This is a genomic window from Erwinia sp. HDF1-3R (genome assembly GCF_039621855.1).
Taxonomy (GTDB): Bacteria; Pseudomonadota; Gammaproteobacteria; order Enterobacterales; family Enterobacteriaceae; genus Erwinia.
Genome location: NZ_CP155071.1, coordinates 3208132 through 3227234, shown reverse-complemented (window position 1 = coordinate 3227234; position 19103 = coordinate 3208132). Strand labels below are relative to the sequence as shown.

At 59.8% G+C, this 19103-nt stretch carries 11 protein-coding genes; 1 reads left to right on the top strand and 10 read right to left on the bottom strand.

Annotation, left to right across the window (positions count from 1 at the left end; translation table 11 throughout):
* Positions 1–56: 56 nt before the first annotated feature.
* The 8 genes from yegS to AAGR22_RS14695 all read right to left on the bottom strand — a co-directional run bounded on the left by yegS (position 57) and on the right by AAGR22_RS14695 (position 13718).
* The gene (gene yegS, locus AAGR22_RS14730) at positions 57–959 is read right to left on the bottom strand and encodes a lipid kinase YegS (RefSeq protein ID WP_067708530.1); all 903 of its coding nucleotides are present in this window, start codon (positions 957–959) and stop codon (positions 57–59) included.
* Between the two features lie 240 nt (positions 960–1199).
* Positions 1200–2567, bottom strand: coding sequence for a tRNA 5-hydroxyuridine modification protein YegQ (gene yegQ, locus AAGR22_RS14725; RefSeq protein ID WP_345828226.1), 1368 nt, complete (start codon positions 2565–2567; stop codon positions 1200–1202).
* 161 nt (positions 2568–2728) lie between these two features.
* Positions 2729–3436 carry a two-component system response regulator BaeR gene (baeR, locus tag AAGR22_RS14720; RefSeq protein ID WP_067708524.1) on the bottom strand — a complete coding sequence of 236 codons (708 nt, stop codon included), beginning with the start codon at positions 3434–3436 and terminating at the stop codon, positions 2729–2731.
* A gap of 22 nt (positions 3437–3458) precedes the next feature.
* Complete coding sequence (baeS, locus tag AAGR22_RS14715) at positions 3459–4844, bottom strand: two-component system sensor histidine kinase BaeS (protein WP_067708519.1); 1386 nt, start codon at positions 4842–4844, stop codon at positions 3459–3461.
* Entirely contained in the window at positions 4844–6250 is a 1407-nt protein-coding gene (mdtD, locus tag AAGR22_RS14710) for a multidrug transporter subunit MdtD (RefSeq protein WP_067708515.1), read from the bottom strand. The genes baeS and mdtD overlap by 1 nt, the downstream gene beginning before the upstream one ends.
* Before the next feature lie 3 nt (positions 6251–6253).
* The gene (gene mdtC, locus AAGR22_RS14705; protein WP_345828223.1) at positions 6254–9358 is read right to left on the bottom strand and encodes a multidrug efflux RND transporter permease subunit MdtC; all 3105 of its coding nucleotides are present in this window, start codon (positions 9356–9358) and stop codon (positions 6254–6256) included.
* Positions 9355–12474: an MdtB/MuxB family multidrug efflux RND transporter permease subunit gene (locus AAGR22_RS14700; RefSeq protein WP_345828222.1), complete on the bottom strand. Its 3120-nt coding sequence runs from the start codon at positions 12472–12474 to the stop codon at positions 9355–9357. Before AAGR22_RS14700 ends, mdtC begins: the two co-directional genes overlap by 4 nt.
* Complete coding sequence (locus AAGR22_RS14695; protein WP_345828220.1) at positions 12474–13718, bottom strand: MdtA/MuxA family multidrug efflux RND transporter periplasmic adaptor subunit; 1245 nt, start codon at positions 13716–13718, stop codon at positions 12474–12476. Before AAGR22_RS14695 ends, AAGR22_RS14700 begins: the two co-directional genes overlap by 1 nt.
* Before the next feature lie 277 nt (positions 13719–13995).
* On the opposite strand from AAGR22_RS14695, the gene AAGR22_RS14690 reads away from it, so the two are divergent.
* Positions 13996–14964: an aldo/keto reductase gene (locus AAGR22_RS14690; RefSeq protein ID WP_345831611.1), complete on the top strand. Its 969-nt coding sequence runs from the start codon at positions 13996–13998 to the stop codon at positions 14962–14964.
* 35 nt (positions 14965–14999) lie between these two features.
* Here AAGR22_RS14690 and yegD read toward each other — a convergent pair whose 3' ends face one another.
* Complete coding sequence (gene yegD / locus AAGR22_RS14685) at positions 15000–16352, bottom strand: molecular chaperone (protein ID WP_067708498.1); 1353 nt, start codon at positions 16350–16352, stop codon at positions 15000–15002.
* 113 nt (positions 16353–16465) lie between these two features.
* Positions 16466–19072, bottom strand: a complete 2607-nt coding sequence (locus tag AAGR22_RS14680; RefSeq protein ID WP_345828218.1) for a diguanylate cyclase — start codon at positions 19070–19072, stop codon at positions 16466–16468.
* Positions 19073–19103 lie beyond the last annotated feature (31 nt).

Here is a 19103-nt window from a genome sequence, read left to right as displayed (position 1 = left end):
CCTGTTATACGCGCAGCCGGACTACGCGACAACGGGGAGCGGTGTACACTCGCGCGTCAGGCCAGCAGTTCGCAGGACGGCGGCAGGCGACAGTTAATGACGCCGGGGAGCACGTCAATGCGGAAGGTCGTACCGCTCAGCGGCTCGCCGTCCAGGTTAAAGGTCATCTCATGCGGCGCGGTGATTTCCAGCCACGGCAGCGAGGCGCGGATAATATTGGGGTTCTCATCGTCACCGCCGATAACCGAATTGAGCAGCGTGGGCAGGATCTCTTTCGAGGTGAAAATACTCAGCTCCAGCTTGCCATCGTTGATCAGCGCCGCAGGACACAGCCGCTGCCCCCCGCCTGCCTGGCGTCCGTTACCAATGCCAATCACCAGCGCATCGCCCTGCCAGTGAAAGTCGGGGCCGCTCAGTTCGCAGCTGTCTGCTTTCAGGGCATCCATTCGGGTCAGGCCGTGAATAAAGTAGGAGACGCCGCCAAGGGCCGATTTCAGCTTTGCGGGCGTTTCCGTGGTGATGCGCGCGCCAAAGCCGCCGGTGGCCATGTTGATAAAGTAGCGGGACTGATTAACCCGCGCCAGGTCGATTGGCGTTGCCTTGCCAACAATGGCCAGGCGTACGGCATTCTCCATTTCGTCAGGGATCCCGGCGCTGGTGGCGAAGTCATTTGCGGTGCCAAGCGGGATAATGCCCAGTATCGGACGCTGCGCGGCATCCAGACCGGCCAGCGCGGTAGCGATTTCATTTATCGTGCCGTCGCCGCCGCCCGCCACGACGGTGGTCGCCTTAAGGTCGACCGCCTCTCTGACGTAGCGCTCACCATCCCCGTACTCCCAGGTCACCCGGACTTCTATCGGCACACCTTCTTTACGGAGGGTTTCAATAGCGTCGCGGAGGGCAATATTTCCCGCACCTTTGCCGTTGAGAATCATCAGCGTAAGCGAATGTTTATCCATATTTTTTATCTCATCAGTCTGGCCAGAGGCCGCAGTTGCAACAGTTATAGCATATCCGCCGCCGCCGGGATAAGGAGCAGTCCGAAACCTGAAAAAAAGAAAAGCCCGCCGGGGGGAGCCAGACGGGCTGAAGAGGTGGTTCCTGGTCAATACTGCTGTTTAGAATTACTCATTTTAAGCAGTCCGCATTATAACGATTTAACGCAGCGGGGAGTGTGACCGGATTCTAATAAAAGTTCCTCAGGTAACAATTTGCTCCGCGGCGACCGCCGGGGTTCCACCCAGATTGCGCATCAGCAGGGCATACGCGAGATCGACCTCTTCCGGCACCGGGATCCAGACAAAGTGGCCGTTGCCCGGCGCAACCTGTACCGGCTGCGCACTTTTATTTTCCATTTCGGCCAGGCTGAATGTGACGTTCCCCTGCGGGGTCATCATTTCCAGGCTGTCGCCCACGCTGAACCGATTTTTGACATCCACCCGCGCCAAATTGCCGCGACGCTCGCCGGTAAATTCACCGACAAACTGCTGGCTGTCAGAGGCCGAATAGCTGCGGTCGTAGGTCTGATAACTGTCATGGCGGTGGCGGCGCAGAAAACCTTCGGTGTAACCCCGGTGCGCCAGGCACTCCAGCGTTTCCAGCAGCGAGGGGTCGAAGGGTTTGCCGGCGGCAGCGTCATCAATGGCGCGGCGATAAACCTGAGCAGTGCGGGCGCAGTAATAGAAGGATTTGGTACGGCCTTCGATTTTAAGTGAGTGGATGCCCATTTGCGTCAGGCGCTCAACGTGTGCCACCGCGCGCAAATCTTTGGAATTCATAATGTAGGTGCCGTGCTCATCCTCGAAGGCGGTCATATACTCGCCCGGGCGCATCGCCTCTTCCAGCGTGAAGACCTTATCGGTTGGCTGCCCCTCGCCCAGCACCGGCTCCACGTTGCGCACCGGAATGGGCTGATGCTGATGTACGATAGCGCCCGTCTCATCCTCTTTGCCTTCCTGCACCTTATACTCCCAGCGGCAGGCGTTGGTGCAGGTTCCCTGGTTTGGGTCGCGCTTATTGATATAGCCAGAGAGCAGGCAGCGGCCGGAATAGGCCATACAGAGCGCACCGTGGACAAATATTTCCAGCTCCATCTCCGGTACCTGCTGGCGAATTTCAGCAATCTCTTCCAGCGACAGCTCGCGCGAAAGGATCACCCGGGTCAGCCCCATCTGCTGCCAGAATTTAACCGTGGCCCAGTTCACCGCATTTGCCTGTACCGACAGGTGAATGTCCATCTGCGGAAACGCGTCGCGCACCAGCATGATCAGGCCGGGATCGGACATGATCAGCGCATCCGGCCCCATCTCCACCACCGGTTGCAGATCGCGAATAAAGGTTTTCAGCTTGGCATTGTGCGGCGCAATATTGACCACGACGTAGAATTTTTTACCCTGTGCGTGCGCTTCGCTGATGCCAATGGCCAGGTTTTCATGGGTGAATTCATTATTGCGCACGCGCAGGCTATAGCGTGGCTGGCCCGCATACACTGCGTCTGCACCGTACGCGAAGGCGTAGCGCATATTTTTCAGCGTACCGGCAGGGGAAAGCAGTTCCGGTTTGAACATGGTTGGATCCAGTCTGAGGTCAGAAATTCGTCGGGAAAGCGGCGTCGGGCCGCCTGTTGGATGGCCTGACAAAATGTGCGGGGATTGTAAAAGCTGGAGGGGGTAATGTAAATGGCGCCAGATCAAAGGTTGCGCGTCAACCTGGCGTCAGGCCACAGGGGTCAGATCAAACGGCCCGCATCCGCTTCCCAGCGGTAACCCATACCGTAAACCGCGCGAATAAACGGCTGATCGGCGTCAAGCGCCTCCAGCTTGCGGCGCAGATTTTTGATGTGGCTGTCAATGGTGCGGTCGGTCACCACCCGATAGTCATCATACAGCTGATTAAGCAGCTGCTCGCGAGTGAAGACCTGCCCCGGGGCCTGCGCCAGCGTCTTTAGCAGGCGAAATTCAGCGGGCGTCAGATCCAGCATGCTGTTATTCCAGCTGGCCTGGAAGCGGCCTTCATCAATCACCAGCAGGGAGGCCTGCTGGATCTCTTCTGGCGTACGGTGGCAGCGTCGCAGGATAGTTTTGACCCGCGCCACCACTTCGCGCGGGCTGAAGGGCTTACAGATATAATCATCCGCTCCAATTTCAAGCCCGAGCAGGCGATCAATTTCTTCAGATTTGGCGGTGACCATCATAATCGGCAGCTCGGTGAAGCGGCGCAGCTCGCGGCACAGCGTCAGGCCGTCAACGCCGGGCAACATCAGATCCAGCAGGATCATATCGGGGGGTGTGCGCCTTACCCATTCCAGCACCTCGTCGCCGCGCAAAATATGATGGGTGCGGTAATTGGCTGCCTGTAGGTAGTCCACCAGCAGCTGGCCCAGTTTAGGCTCGTCTTCAACCACTAAAATTAGCGGGTCTTGCTGTTCCTGATTCATAGCATCCTGCGGGGAAGAGGGTTCAGTTATCATGATAGGGTAAGTGTACCGTAATTTTCACGCCGCCCGCATCTGCGTGATCGGCCATAATGCGGCCATCATGCGCTTCAACAATATTCTGACAGATAGCCAGGCCCAGGCCCGAGCCGCCGCTGGCGCGATTGCGCGAACTTTCGGCGCGGTAGAAACGCGCGAATATCTGCTGGCGCTGCTCGTCGGTAATGCCGGGAGGGGTATCCTCAAACTGCACAATTCGCTGGCCCGGCAGGCTGCTGACGCTGATGGTCAGGCCGCCGCCCGCGTCGGTGTAGCGCAGGCTGTTCTCAATCAGGTTGGTCATCAGCTGCATCAGCCGATCGGGATCGCCAAACAGCGGGGCCTGCTCCGGCAGCCGGAGCGTCAGGGTCAGGCCGTGCGCGCTGAAGCGGCTGGTGAAGTTGCTCGCGACCAGCTCCAGCAGCGGCACCAGGTCAGTTTTACATTTGCGATAGGCCAGCGCCCCTTCATCCGAGAGCGAGAGCTGATGGACATCATCCACCAGCTTGGTGAGGGTAGCCACTTCTCCCTGTAGCGAGACGATGGATGCCGGCGTCAGCTGACGCACGCCGTCCTGTATCGCCTCCAGTTCGCCGCGCAGAATCGCCAGCGGGGTGCGCAGCTCATGGGAGATGTCGGCCATAAAGGCGCGGCGCATGCTTTCGTTTTTTTCCAGCGTACCGGCCAGTCGGTTAAAGTCCTGCCCCAGCCGGCCCAGTTCGTCGCGGCTGCTGGCCTGTACGCGGCTGGAAAAATCCCCGGCCGCCAGGCGGTGCGTACCTTCCACCAGCCTTTTGACCGGAGCCAGCAGGCCGCGCGACATCAGCCAGGTGACCAGCGCTGCCAGCAGCATGGTCAGGCCAACGATAATCCAGCTGGTGCGTTTCTGCTGCTGTTCAAAGTTGATATCGGCGCTGCGGGTCAGCCGCTCCGGGGGCGAACCTATGACCCAGCCGACAATATGCCCGTCGCTGGTGGTGATATTGCGGCGCGTGCCCTCCGGCGGTATCGGTCCGCGTGGGCCAATCATTACGTGATACTGCTGATCGATAATCCAGAACGGCGTTCGCCAGCCGTGCGGGGGCAGGTGAGTGCTGGCATCCGGGTTCTGCTCCAGCGAGTGCAGGATCTGGAAGACCAGCTTGTTGTTATGGCGAAGAAAATCCCAGTTGCCATGCTGCTCATACTGATCGGAGAGCGCATCGCTCAGCATCACCAGCCGCTGCTCGTTGCCTTTCTTGATATAGTCAATAAAGCCATGCTCAAAGCTGAGCCGCACCCCCAGGTGCATGGTTGCCACCACCAGCAGGCAGGTTGAAAATATTGCGGCAAACAGCTTGGCGGTTATGCCGATACGTAACTTCGTGAACATCACGATCTCCTCCTGCGATCCAGCCGCGCATTTTCACTCACATCTGTCGGCACCCGCCAGAACACCAGCGCCGGTAACGCAATAATGCCTGCCACGCAAAGCCAGGTATAGATAAAAGCCTGATGCATTACCGGCGTGTCGACCTGCGCGCTTTGACCAAATGCACCCAGGAGCAACCCGGCGAGGGTGACGCCGATGCTCATTGAGAGCTGCATCACCATCGACAGCAGGCTGTTACCGCTGCTGGCCAGATCGTCCGGCAGGGTTTTCAGCGTCAGGGTGTTCATGGCCGAAAAGCGGATGGCGTTTACCATCCCCTGTAGAAACAGCACCACCGGCAGCAGCAGGCTCCAGCCCAGCAGGGCCACCGCCGGGAAGAGCATCACGACCAGCGACAGGCCGAGCGTTGCGCCTGTCAGCACGTTGCGATAGCCGAAACGGCTGACAATCTGAACCACGATGCGCTTCATGCCCATGTTGCCGAGCACCATCGGGATCATCATCAACCCGGCATGAAAAGGGGTATAGCCCATGCCTACCTGGAGGAAAATCGGCGTCATAAAGGGCAGCATGCCGCTGCCAATCCGCCCCGTCAAACTGCCCAGCAGGCCGATGGCATAGACCGGCTGCGAAAAGAGCCGCAGGCTGAATAACGCTTTCTCATTACCCCGGGCGTGCAGGAGATAGAACAGTAGCGAAAAGAGTCCGATCGGCATTGAGAGACAGAGCAGCAGCGGAGCGTTGCCCAGCCCGCGCGGGCCATCCATCGCCAGCGTGAGGGTGGCCATGCCCACCGCCAGCAGGAGATAACCGATAAAATCGAAGGGCCGCGGCTGAAGTGAGGCGTTGGTGATAAGCCGCAGGGTGAGGATGGCGCCAGCCAGCCCGACCGGCAGATTAATAAGGAAAATCCAGTGCCAGCTGGCGTACTGTACCAGCAGACCCCCGAGTGCCGGACCGATCAGCGGGCCGACCTGGGCGGGCAGGGTAACGAAGGTCATCGCCGCCATATACTGTTCGCGCGGCACCAGCTTCATTACCGTCAGGCGTCCCACCGGTACCATCATCGCGCCGCCAATGCCCTGAATAATGCGCGCCGCAATCAGCTGATCCAGCGAGGTGGCCATGGCACAGAGCAGCGAACCCAGGCTGAACAGGATAATGGCGCTGAAAAAGACGTTTCGCACGCCAAAACGGTCAGCCAGCCAGCCGCTCACCGGCAGCATTACTGCTACCGTCAGCACATAAGAGACCACCACTGAATGCATATTCAGCGGGCTTTCATGCAGGCTCAGCGCCATTGAGGGCAGGGCGGTATTGACGATGGTGGTATCCAGCGTCTGCATAAAAAACCCGACGGCAACGATCCACAGCTGCCAGCGCACCTCGCGGGGAAGGGTATCCATTCGCTACTGGCTTCCTGAATCACGGCTGAGGGCAGAGGCGGCAGCCCCCTGTGCGCCCGGACGCTTCTTGCGGCGCAGCTTATCCATATAGAGATAGACCACCGGCGTGGTGTAAAGCGTCAATAGCTGGCTTACTATCAGCCCCCCCACCACGGTAATGCCCAGCGGCTGGCGCAGCTCCGCGCCGTCACCGGACGTGAGTACCAGCGGCAGGGCGCCAAACAGCGCGGCAAGGGTGGTCATCAGAATGGGCCGGAAGCGCAGCAGGCTGGCCTGGAATATCGCCTCACGGGCGCTAAGCTCGCCGCTGCGCTGGGCCTCCAGGGCGAAGTCCACCATCATAATGGCATTCTTCTTCACAATCCCAATCAGCAGCAGGATGCCAATTAGCGCAATCAGGCTGAACGGCGCACCAAACAGCTCCAGCGCCAGCAGCGCCCCCACGCCCGCTGAGGGGAGGGTGGAAAGAATGGTCAGCGGATGAACGTAGCTCTCATAGAGGATGCCCAGCACAATATAGACCGTGGCGATGGCCGCCAGGATCAGCCACAGCTGGCTGCTCTGCGACTGCTCAAAGACCTTCGCCGTTCCGGCAAAGCTGCCGCGAACGCTGGCCGGGACGCCCAGCGAGGTCATACTGCGCTCGATGGCGGCAGAGGCCTGAGAAAGGGAGACGCCCTCGGGCAGGTTAAATGAAATGGTCGAGGCGGCAGACAGCCCCTCATGGTTGACCGACAGCGGGGCATTGGCCGGTAGCCAGTGGGCAAAGTAAGAGAGAGGGATAGCCTTTCCGCTGCTGTTCACCACGTACATTAAATCCAGCGAGCCGATATCCTGGGTGTAGCGCGGATCCACCTCCATTACCACCTTGTACTGATTCAGGGGCTGGTAAATGGTGGAAATCTGCCGCTGGCCGAACGCGTTGTTCAGCAAATCGTTGGCCATTGAAACGTCGATGCCAAGACGCGCCATGGTTTCCCGGTCGTAGGTCAGCGCCATTTCTGCCCCGTTATCCTGTTGATCGGAATTCACATCTGCCAGCTGCGGCAGCGAGCTAAAGGCCTGGCGAATTTTTGGCTCCCACTGCCTGAGGTCGTCAAGGTTGTCGGAGAGCAGCGTATACTGATAGCCGGCATTGGACTCGCGCCCGCCCGCCCGGAGATCCTGCACTGCCATCAGATAGAGGCTGGCCCCCGGCTCTTTCGCCAGCTTCACCCGCAGCCGCGCAATCACCGCCTGGGCGCTTTCGGTGCGCTCGCTGAGCGGCTTAAGTGAAATAAACATCGCCCCGCTGTTGGTCCCGGCGGCCCCGGTGAAGCCCATCACGCTTTCGACCGCCGGGTCGGCGTGGACGATAGTCATAAAATCCGCCAGCTTGCCGCGCATTGCCTGAAAAGAAATGCTCTGGTCGGCCTGAATAAAGCCCAGCAGTCGCCCGGTATCCTGCTCGGGCATAAAGGTCTTCGGAATGGTCGCGTAAAGATAAACCGTCAGGCCGATGGTGGCGAGGAAGACCAGCAGCGTCCAGCGCGCATGGTTGAGCACAACGCTCAGTGAGCGACCGTAACCCTGCTGCAGACGCAGCAGCAGGCTGCCGATGCCCGTTTTGCGCGGCTGTGGGTCTGCCGTGCGGGTGCGCAGCAGGCGGGCGCACATCATCGGCGTCAGCGTCAGCGATATCACCAGCGAGATCGCAATCGACACCGAGAGGGTAACTGCAAACTCTTTGAAGAAGCGGCCGATCAGCCCGCCGAGCATCAGCAGCGGCAGGAACACGGCGATCAGCGACAGGCTCATCGCCAGCACGGTAAAGCCCACCTCGCGCACGCCCTGTAGCGCCGCCTGCAGCGGCTTCATTCCCGCTTCAACGTGGCGTGAAATATTTTCCAGCACCACAATGGCGTCATCTACCACGAAACCGGTAGCGATGGTTAGCGCCATCAGCGACAGGTTGTTCAGGCTGAAGCCGCACAGGTACATTGCCGCGAAGGTGCCAATCAGGGAGACCGGTACGGCAACGGCGGGAATTAGCGTGGCGCGGCCGGAACGCAGGAACAGGAACACCACGAGGATCACCAGCCCGACGGAGATGACCAGCGAATGCTCAACCTCCGCCAGCGATGCGCGGATGGTCGGGGAGCGATCCTGCGCGATATTCAGTTCGACGGAAGCGGGGATCAGGTTGCGCAGCTCGGGCACTTCGGCGCGGATGCGGTCAACCGTGGCGATGATGTTAGCGTCAGGCAGCTTGCGGATCAGCACCAGAATCGCGGGTCGCGCATTGGCCATACCGGCATTACGCACGTCCTGTACCGAATCGGTGACGTTCGCCACGTCTTTAAGCTGCACCGCCGCGCCATTGTTATAGTGAATAACCAGTGGCCGGTAATCAGCGGCGGTTTGCAGCGCATCATTGGTTTTGAGCTGCCAGCGCCGATCGGCATCCTCAACGGCCCCCTGTGGCCTGCGCTGGTTGGCGTTAGCGATGGCGGTGCGTACCGCATCCAGCGACACGCCCTGATTAAACAACGCCTGCGGATTGAGGTCCACGCGCACGGCGGGGAGGGAGCTGCCGCCAATCGTGACGTCACCGACGCCCTCAATCTGCGACAGCTTTTGCGCCAGCTGGGTCGAGGCATAGTCATACAGCTTGCCCTGCGACCAGCTGTCCGAGGTGAGCGTCATGATCATAATCGGCGCATCGGAGGGGTTGATCTTGCGCCAGCGGGGACGATCAGGCATCCCGGAGGGGAGCAGGCTCTGCGCGGCGTTGATGGCACCCTGTACGTCGCGCGCGGCACCGTTAATATCCCGGTCGAAATCAAACACCATGATAATTCGCGTCATGCCCAGCGAGCTGGTGGAGGTCATTTCGCTGACCCCCGCGATGCGGCCCAGCGCCCGCTCCAGCGGCGTGGCAACCGACGACGCCATGGTTTCCGGTGAGGCGCCGGGCAGCGAGGCGGAAATCATGATCACCGGAATATCCACCTGCGGCAGCGGGGCGACCGGCAGCAGCCGAAAACCCAGTATCCCCGCCAGGGTAATGGCAAGGGTCAGCAGAATTGTCGCCACCGGACGGTGAATAAACAGCGCAAAAAACCTCATTCTGCCGCCTCCCGCCGGAAGCGGCGACGCAGGGCGTGCGCCAGACGGTCAAACAGCAGATAGATAACCGGCGTGGTAAACAGGGTCAGCACCTGGCTGACGATCAGTCCTCCCACCATGGCAATGCCCAGCGGGCGGCGCAGTTCGGCCCCCACGCCGGTGCTAAGCATCAGCGGCAGCGCGGCCAGCAGCGCGGCCAGCGTGGTCATCAGAATCGGTCGAAAGCGCAGCAGGCAGGCCTGATAAATGGCCTCACCCGGGGGCATACCCTGCTCACGCTCCGCCGCCAGCGCGAAGTCGATCATCATAATGGCGTTTTTCTTTACGATGCCGATCAGCAGAATAATGCCAATGATGGCGATAACGTCCAGCTCGCTGCCGCTGATCATCAGCGCCAGCAGCGCACCGACCCCCGCCGTCGGCAGCGTGGAGAGGATGGTGATCGGGTGAATAAAGCTTTCATACAGCACGCCCAGCACGATATACATCGTCACAATAGCGGCCACGATCAGCCAGACGGTACCCGACAGGGCGGCCTGGAAGGCCAGGGTACTGCCCTGGAAGTGAGTGATGATATCGGACGGCATCGCCAGATTTCGTTCCGCCTGACTGATGGCGTTCACCGCCTCTTCCAGCGAGTAACCGTCGCTGACGTTAAAGGAGAAGGTGGTGGAGGGGAACTGATCCAGATGGTTGATGCTTAAGGCCCCGTGGCGCTGCTCAACGCGCGCGATGGCGCTGAGCGGCACGGTACCACCCGACGCATTCTTTAGACGGATGCCGTCCAGGCCTGCCAGACCGGGCGTTTCGGTGGTGTTGTGCTCCAGCACCACCCGGTACTGGCTGGACTGAGTATAGATGGTGGAAATCAGCCGCTGGCCGAACGCGTTATAGAACGCATTATCCACGTCGGCCATGGTAATGCCGAGGCGGCTGGCGCTGTCGCGATCCACCCGGATATAGGCTTCCAGCCCCTGGTCCTGCCAGTCGCTGCTGACGTCTTTAAGCTGCGGCAGGGCGGAGAGCGTTTCCACCAGCTTCGGTACCCACAGGCTTAATGCCTCCAGCGATCCCGTTTGCAGGCTGAACTGATATTGGGTCCGGCTGAGCTGGGTATCTATGGTCAGGTCCTGTACCGGCTGTAAATAAAGAGTCACGCCTGGCAACCCGGCAATATCGCGCTGCAAACGCGCAATGACCGCCTGAATACGATCGTCGCGCTCGCTGAGCGGTTTAAGCGTTATTTGCAGTCGACCGCTGTTAAGCGCGGGATTGGTTCCATCAACGCCCACAAAGGAGGTCAGGCTCTGTACCGCCGGATCCTTCATGATGATTGAGGCAACCTGCTGCTGCCGCTGGGCCATATTGCTCCAGGAAACCGACTGTGGCCCCTGGAGTGTCCCCTGAATAATGCCGTTATCCTGGAGCGGGAAAAATCCTTTAGGAATGGCGATCCACAGCAGGACGGTGATGGCCAGCGTGCTCAGCGCCACGGTGAGCGTCAGCCAGGGGTGATGCAGGACCCGGCGGAGTAAGCGGCCATACGCGGCAATCACCCGATCAAACATCCCCTCGCTGGCGCGCGAGAAGCGGTTCTGTTTTCGCAGTGATTCTGCGCTGAGCATGCGCGCGCACATCATCGGGGTCAGGGTCAGCGAGACCACCGCCGAGATAAGAATCGAGATCGCCAGGGTGACGGCGAATTCGCGGAACAGCCTGCCGACGATATCCCCCATAAACAGCAGTGGGATCAGCACCGCAATCAGCGAAAAGGTCAGCGAAATAATAGTAAAACCGATCTCTCCGGCCCCTTTGAGCGCCGCGTCCAGCGGCTTTTCACCCTTTTCGAGATAGCGGGAGATGTTTTCAATCACCACGATGGCGTCGTCCACCACGAAGCCGGTGGCGATCGTGAGCGCCATCAGCGTCAGGTTATTGATCGAAAAGCCGAGGAACCAGATCACCGCGAAGGTGCCGATGAGCGACAGCGGCACCGCCACGGCGGGGATCAGCGTGGCCGGGACGTTGCGCAGAAACAGGTAGATGATCATCACCACCAGCGCGATGGAGAGCATCAGCTCAAACTCCACGTCGTGAACCGAGGCGCGGATATTGGTGGTGCGGTCGGTGAGAACCCTGACCTCCACCGATTTTGGCAGCGAGGCGGTGAGCGCGGGGAGCATCTGACGGATGCTGTCGGCGGTGGTGATAATGTTTGCCCCAGGCTGGCGCTGAATATTCAGCACAATGGCGGGCTGCCGGTTGGCCCAGGCACCGAGCCAGCGGTTTTCGGCACCCTGCACGACGCTGGCGACGTCGCCAAGGCGAACCGGTGCGCCCTTCTGGTAAGCGACGACCAGCTGGCGATAATCCTCGGCAGATTTCATCTGATCGTTGGCGGAAAGGGTTATTGCGCGCTCCGGGCCGTCCAGGCTCCCCTTAGCCGAGTTAACGTTGGCATTGGTGATGGCGGTGCGGATGGTTTCACTGTCCAGCCCCAGCGCCGCCAGGGCCTGAGCATTCAGCTTTACGCGCACGGCGGGACGCTGCCCGCCCGCCAGGGTGACCAGCCCGACGCCGGAGACCTGAGAGATCTTTTGCGCCACGCGGGTTTCCACCATATCTTCAACCTGGGTCATCGCCATGCTGGTGGAGGTGACCGCAAGGGTCATAATCGGCGGATCGGCCGGGTTAACTTTGCTGTAAACCGGTGGATTAGGCAGGTCATTCGGCAGCAGATTGGTGGCGGCATTGATCGCCGCCTGCACCTCCTGCTCGGCCACGTCCAGCGGCAGGGTAAGCTGGAACTGAAGCGTTACTACCGATGCCCCCCCGGCGCTCTGGGAAGACATCTGTTTTAAGCCCGACATCTGGCCGAACTGGCGCTCCAGCGGGGCGGTGATCGCCGAGGTCACCACGTCCGGGCTGGCACCGGGGTAGAGCGTGACCACCTGAATGGTCGGATAATCGACCTCCGGCAGGGCTGAAACGGGCAGGGCGCGATAGCCAAGGATGCCAGCCAGCAGGATAGCCACCATCAGCAGGGTGGTGGCGACGGGGCGTAATATGAACGGGCGCGACGGGCCGCCGCCCGGATTAGGGGACATCACCTGCATCAGACACCTGCTCCCGCTGCGGGCAGCACGCTGTTGGTCGGGGTGCCGGAGGTAGACTGCGGTGCAATGACCTCAACCTGTGCGCCCTCTTTCAGACGGTCAATGCCGTCGGTGACCACCCGCTCTCCGGCATCCAGCCCGGCCTTCACCACCACGCTGTGACTGTCCTGCATCCCGACGGAAACCTGCTTTTTACTGACCTTACTCTCAGCGTTTACCACCCAGACGAAATTGCCCTCGTTGCCCAGCTGTAGCGCAGCGGTCGGGATAACGATGGCATCCTCCAGCGTATTGACCTTCAGCCTGGCGTTAACAAACTGATTGGGGAACAGCCTGTCATCGCTGTTGCTAAAGCGCGCTTTCAGCTTCACCGTGCCGGTGGTGGCATCGATCTGATTATCCATACTCAGCAGGCTGCCCTGGGTCAGCAGCCTGCTGTTCGTGCGATCCCAGGCTTCAACCGGAACGGGCAGGCCGCTTTTCTGCGCGGTTAGCAGGGTAGCGATGTCGTTTTCGGGCAGGCTAAATACCACGTCGATGGGGTGAGTCTGGGTAATCACCACAATCCCGGTGGTATCACTGCTGGCGATCATATTGCCCACATCCACCTGTTTCAGGCCAACGCGGCCCGAAATGGGGGCCACCACGCGGCTGTAGGTGAGATTAAGCTGGGCGCTGGCGACACTGGCTTCATCTACCTTTAGCGTGCCCTGGGTCTCACTGACCAGCGCACGCTGCGCGTCCATCTCCTGACGTGATACCAGGTTGGTTTTGACCAGGGATTCATAGCGCGCCAGATCGCGGCGGGCGTTAGCCAGCGTCGCCTGGTCCTTTGCCAGCTGCCCCTGCGCCTGCATCAGCGCAATTTGATAAGGTCGCGGGTCGATCTCCGCCAGCAGCTGTCCGGCCTCCACCTGCTGCCCTTCAGTGAAGTGCAGCGCCATCAGCGTGCCATCCACTCGGCTGCGCAGGGTGACCGTATTGGTCGCGGTAACGGTGCCCAGGCCGGCCAGATACTGCGGCACACTTTGTCTGACGGCTTCTGCCGCCTGCACCGGCGTGGGCGCGCCGCTGCCGCCGCGATGGCCACCTTCGCCTTTCCCACCGGCTCCCGCCTGCCTGGCATGTTTTGCGTTCGGCGGCGAGGCTGCCTGCTGACTGTGCCACCAGATGTAGCCACTCACTGCACAGGCCGCGACGATCAGAATAAGCAGGATCCTGCGGGAAGGTCGTTTGGTCTTCATGTTGTTAAGCGCTCTCCGGTAGCAATAGGGTGTCCTCTGGATCGAACGGCGATCCTTAAGCCTGTGAGTTTAACCAGTTTAAAGGGTGTAAAAATGAATGAAATATGAATTAAGGCTATTTTTTCTGCTTTATTGTCAGCGACGTAATGCGCGATTGCGCTTGATAACTTAAGTACTCATAAACTGAAAATGTTATGCCACAAATGTACCACGCGCTCGTGACAATGTTTGCTACGCTAATTAGCACGCGAAAATCATTCATTTCAGGAGAGACATGATGAGTCAGATAGAGCACCGTTCATTAGGCCGCACCGGCATTCAGGTTCCCACGCTCACCTTCGGCGGCAACGTCTTCGGCTGGACAATCGACCAGAAAACCTCCTTCTCACTGCTGGATGCGCTGGTTGAGAAAGGGCTGTATTTCATCGATACCGCTGATGTGTATTCGCGCTGGGCACCCAGCAACCAGGGCGGCGAGTCGGAGACCATTATCGGCAACTGGCTGAAGCAGAGCGGCAAGCGCGATAAAATCGTGCTGGCTACCAAGGTGGGTATGGATCTGGGTGACGGAAAAACCGGGCTGGCACCGGCCCGCATCCGCCAGGCGATTGAAGACTCCCTGCGACGTTTGCAAACCGACACTATCGATCTGTATCAGGCCCACCGCGACGACAGCGACACGCCGCTGCAGGAGACGCTGGCGACCTTTGACGCGCTGATTAAAGAGGGCAAAGTGCGTGCAGTAGGGGCTTCTAACTATTCGGCAGAGCGGCTGGCGGAAGCGTTAAAGGTCAGCGAAGCGCAGGGGCTGGCGCGTTATGAAACGCTCCAGCCGGAATATAACCTTTACGATCGCAAAGAGTATGAAAGCGGGCTGGAAAAGGTCGCCAGCGAGAACGGGCTGGGCGTGATTAACTATTATTCCCTGGCGAGTGGCTTTCTGAGCGGTAAATACCGCCGGCCGGAAGATGCCAGTAAGAGCCCGCGCGGCGACGGCGTGGTGCAGAAATACCTCAACCCACGCGGGCTGAGCATCCTGAAGGCGCTCGACAGGGTGGCTGAAAGCAATAACGCCACGCCAACGCAGGTCGCGCTGGCATGGCAGATTGCCCGACCCAGTATTACGGCACCGATTGTTAGCGTGACCTCGCTGGCCCAGCTTGACGAGCTAACGAAAGCCGCCGCGCTTAAGCTGAGCGACGCGGATCTGCGTGCGCTCTCCGACGCCAGTGCCGGTCAGGCTTAAGGCTTAGCTGAACCTCGCTGGCGCGGCATAAGGCTTTAGCGGAACATCACCTGCGCCCAGCGCGCCAGTCCGGCGGTGACCGAGCCGAAGTCATCGCCGCTGGTCAGCGGGATGTCAGGCAGCAGTTCGCTTAGCGCCTGGCGTAGCACCGGCGAGCGTGCGCTGCCGCCGGTGAGGAACACCACATCCGGGCGGGTGCCGCTGGCGGCTAACGCCAGTTTCACCTGCTCCTTTATGCGCTCAACCGGCTGAGAAATGGCCGCCTGAAGCGCATCCACGCTGATAAGCGTCTCCAGGGATGCCTCAATAAAGCTCAGCGGTGCGCCAACCTGCTGGCGATCCGACAGGGCGATTTTGCTCTCTTCCGCCGCGCGAACCAGCCGATAGCCCAGCCGCTGCTGCCAGACTTTTAATAACCGTTTCACCTTTTCGGGCTCGGCGGCATCGCGGATCAAATCCTGGAGCTGCCTGCGGCTGGCGGTGGCGTAGAAGTCGCTTTGCGCCGGGACATCATTGATTGCCACCGCATTCCACCAGGGCAGGGCGGGCAGGTTAATGCCTTTAACGGTCGAGCCACCTAATCCCAGCAGCGGCATCAGCTCTTTGAATGCCAGCATGATATCCAGGTCGTTTCCGCCGACGCGGCAGCCGCTGTGGCCCAGCAGGCTACTGCTACGATCCGCCTTGTCATGCCACTCGGGCCCCATCAGCAGCATCGAGCAGTCGGTGGTTCCGCCGCCAATATCCACTACCAGCACGCGCGTTTCGGCTGTGAGGGTCGCTTCAAAGTCCAGCCCGGCCGCTACGGGCTCATACTGGAACTCAACGTCCTTAAAGCCTGCGCGGGAGGCTGCTCGCGCCAGAATTCCCTGCGCCTGACGGTTGGCCTCATCGCCGCCTAACCCCTGGAAGTTGATCGGGCGGCCAATCACCGCCTGGCTGACGCTGCCGTTAAGCTGTTGTTCAGCCTTCTGGCGAATATGCAGCATCGTGGCGCACACCAGATCTTCAAAAAAGGCGACCTGCTGGGGTTTAAGTCCGTTTGCGCCGAGGAACGACTTAGGGGATTTAACAAACCAGACGTCCTCGGGGTCTTCCATATACTGCGCCAGCGAGGCGAGGCCGAACTGCACGCTGCCGGGGGTGACGTCGATATCTTCTTCACGATTTAAAGCCACCGCGCGACGCAGGATCGCCTGATTCTCCGCGTCCGGCGTGGGCACCTGATGGTGACGAAAAAGCCACTCACTGACGGCCTCTCTGGTCGGTGCACACAGCATCGAGGGCAGTAAGGTCGAGCCCTGCTCCAGAGGCAGCAGTTCGGGTGCGCCCTCGTTCATGATGGCTACCGAGCAGTTTGCCGTACCGTAATCAAAGCCGATAAACATATGTCCCCTCCGCGAGCGGTGAAAAAAGGGGGGGACTTTAGCCCAGGGCCGCGTGGAGAGCAAGAACCCCGCGCGATTAAATCGCCTGACCTGAGCGGGATGAGCGCGTCGGGTTACTCGTTTTCACGGCGGGAGAGCAGGGGGTTCAGATGCTTAAGCAGAGCGGAACCGTATACTGAGAACTGCCCGCGCCCGCTATGCTTGGCGTTGTAGCAGGCGAGATCGGCCTGCGCCATCACCTCGCTGTCGTTGCAGTTATGGCGATTGATCAGCGTAATGCCCGCGCTGGCACCAATCGGGTAGCGCTGACCCTGCCACATAAAGCGGTATTCGTTCACCGCCAGCACCGTGCGGGAAATTCTCTCGCGTGCCTCCTCCAGCGTCACGTCGGCCAGCAGCACGCCAAATTCGTCACCGCCCAGGCGTGCCAGCATGTCGCTACTGCATAACCGTTGCCTCATGACGCCTGCCAGCTCGCGCAGCAGGGCATCTCCGGCCGCGTGTCCTGCACTGTCGTTCACCGATTTAAAGCGATCGAGGTCGATAAATACCAATACGTGCTGCTGATGATTGTCCCGTGCCGATTGCAGCAGTCGCTGGAGCTGAAGCTCAAAATTGACGCGGTTAGGCAGGCGGGTCAGCATATCGTGTGAGGCGCTGTGGCTCAGGCGGCGCATCATTTCCCGCGACTCACTGACGTCCTGTATCACCAGTACGCTGCCAATACTCTCCCCTTCCTGAGTTTTCAGCGGCGTGATGGTGTAGTGAATTTCATACTGCGTGCCGGCCGCGTTATGCAACACCAGCTCCCTGTCGATATCCGGCAGGGTAATTTCACATGACGGTTCGCCCTGCAGCAGGATCTCCATGGCGGGGCCGCTGTGTCCACGAGTTATACGCAGAATGTCGCCGATCGGCTTACCCGCCGCGTTCTCCTGCGTCCAGCCGCTCATACTTTCCGCCACCGGGTTCATAAAGGTTACCCGCATCGCTTTATCGGTGCTGATCACCGCTTCGCCAATCGAATCCAGCGTAATATGCATCCGCTCTTTCTCCTGGTAGAGCGCATCGGTCAGCAGGCGCATTGTCGTCATGTCCTGACTGATACCCAGCATCCTTTCCAACTGGCCCTTTTCGTCCAGCACCATCGTCGACTGACTGCGAATATGGCGAATGCCCGACGCGGTGTTGATGCGAAAGTGAATATCCAGCGGCGCGGGCGTCAGGGTGGCCAGGTTGAACGCGTCCGTGGCCATCTGCCGGTCGGCAGGCAGCAGCATGTCAGCCCAGGTGTCATAGGTCGGCTGCGCATCTTCCGGCAGTTGATAAATCTCACACATCCGTTTGTCCCAGCTTATCCTGCCGGTTCGCAGGTTCCAGTCCCACACGCCGATACCGCCCGCCTCATTGGCCAGGGTGATCCGCTGCATCAGACGACGGTTGATCGCCTCGGTTTTTTTCAGCTCGGTGATATCTTCAATCTGCGAGATAAAATAGAGCGGCTGACGTTCGCTATCCCGCACCAGCGAGACGGCGAGCCTTGCCCAGACAATCCTGCCGCTCCGATGGTAATAACGCTTTTCCAGGCTGTAGCTCTCCACTTCACCCTGTAGAAGCGTCCGGGCGTGGGCAAGATCGGCCTCGACATCTTCGGGATGGGTGATCTGCTGGAAGGTGAGCTGCAACAGTTCGTGCGCCTGATAGCCCAGCAGCGAACAGAGCGATTTATTGACCTGTACCCACTGCCCCTCCGGGGAGAGCAGCGCCATGCCAATTTTTGAAAACTCCATGGCGTGGCGAAAGCGGGTTTCGCTCTCCACAATGTGCTTTCTCTCTTCGCGAAAAGAGTGCATCACCAGCGTCATAATATGGCTGGGAATGATGGCCATCAGGAAGGGCAGCCAGGGGGTACGGGTAGTAAACCACCCGCTGTTTGAGCGCAAATCGAGCAGATGTAGCGTTAGCATCAGGGACATCATCGCCAGCGTCGCCAGGAAGACCACAAACGCTTCGAAGCGCGGCAGACGTACCGCGCTGTAAAACAGCACAACAATGACAAAAGTAAACGGCCACGGCAGATAACGCAAAGCCAGATAGCTTAACAGCAGCGTAGCGACCAGGGTCAGGAGGGTTTCCAGCAGCACATGCTGGCTAAAGTTTTTGTGAAAATAGTCGCTGCGCCACAGCAGGCAGACCGGCCCCAGCACCAGCATGCCAATCATTTCTGAGATAACCCAGGTAGAAAAGAAGTGCAGATTCGAACGATCGCTGACGTTGATTAGCAGCGTGGCAACCACCCCACCCAGCAGCGGGGCCAGCAAACCGACTGACGCCACGATTTTTACCCAACTCAGCAAGGTGTCCAGCGGTGCCAGGGGGTCAATCAGACGACGCAGCAGTGCCCCGCCGAAAGCAGCCTGAAGCAGATTAAGCAGGGCAAAGGTCACGACCTCCGGGGAGGGGCCCGCCATCATCGCGTTCGCCCCTGTCAGCCCGACCAGGCAGGCGGAAAGGATCAGCGGCAGGGATTTTAACGGCAGGCGGAAGACGACGATGGTCATCAGCGCCGTGGGGAACCACAGCGGCGAAACAGGTCCCCCGAGTTTAATCAGCATCAGGCAGAATATTGCCAGCGAAAAGGTGAGTGCGCCAAGCGATAACGCCAGCATCCCGTGGGATAAAGCCGTCGGGCTAGCCTGTAAAGGAGTCTGAGTCGTCATTAACTATTCCAGCGGGGACAGACGGTCACGT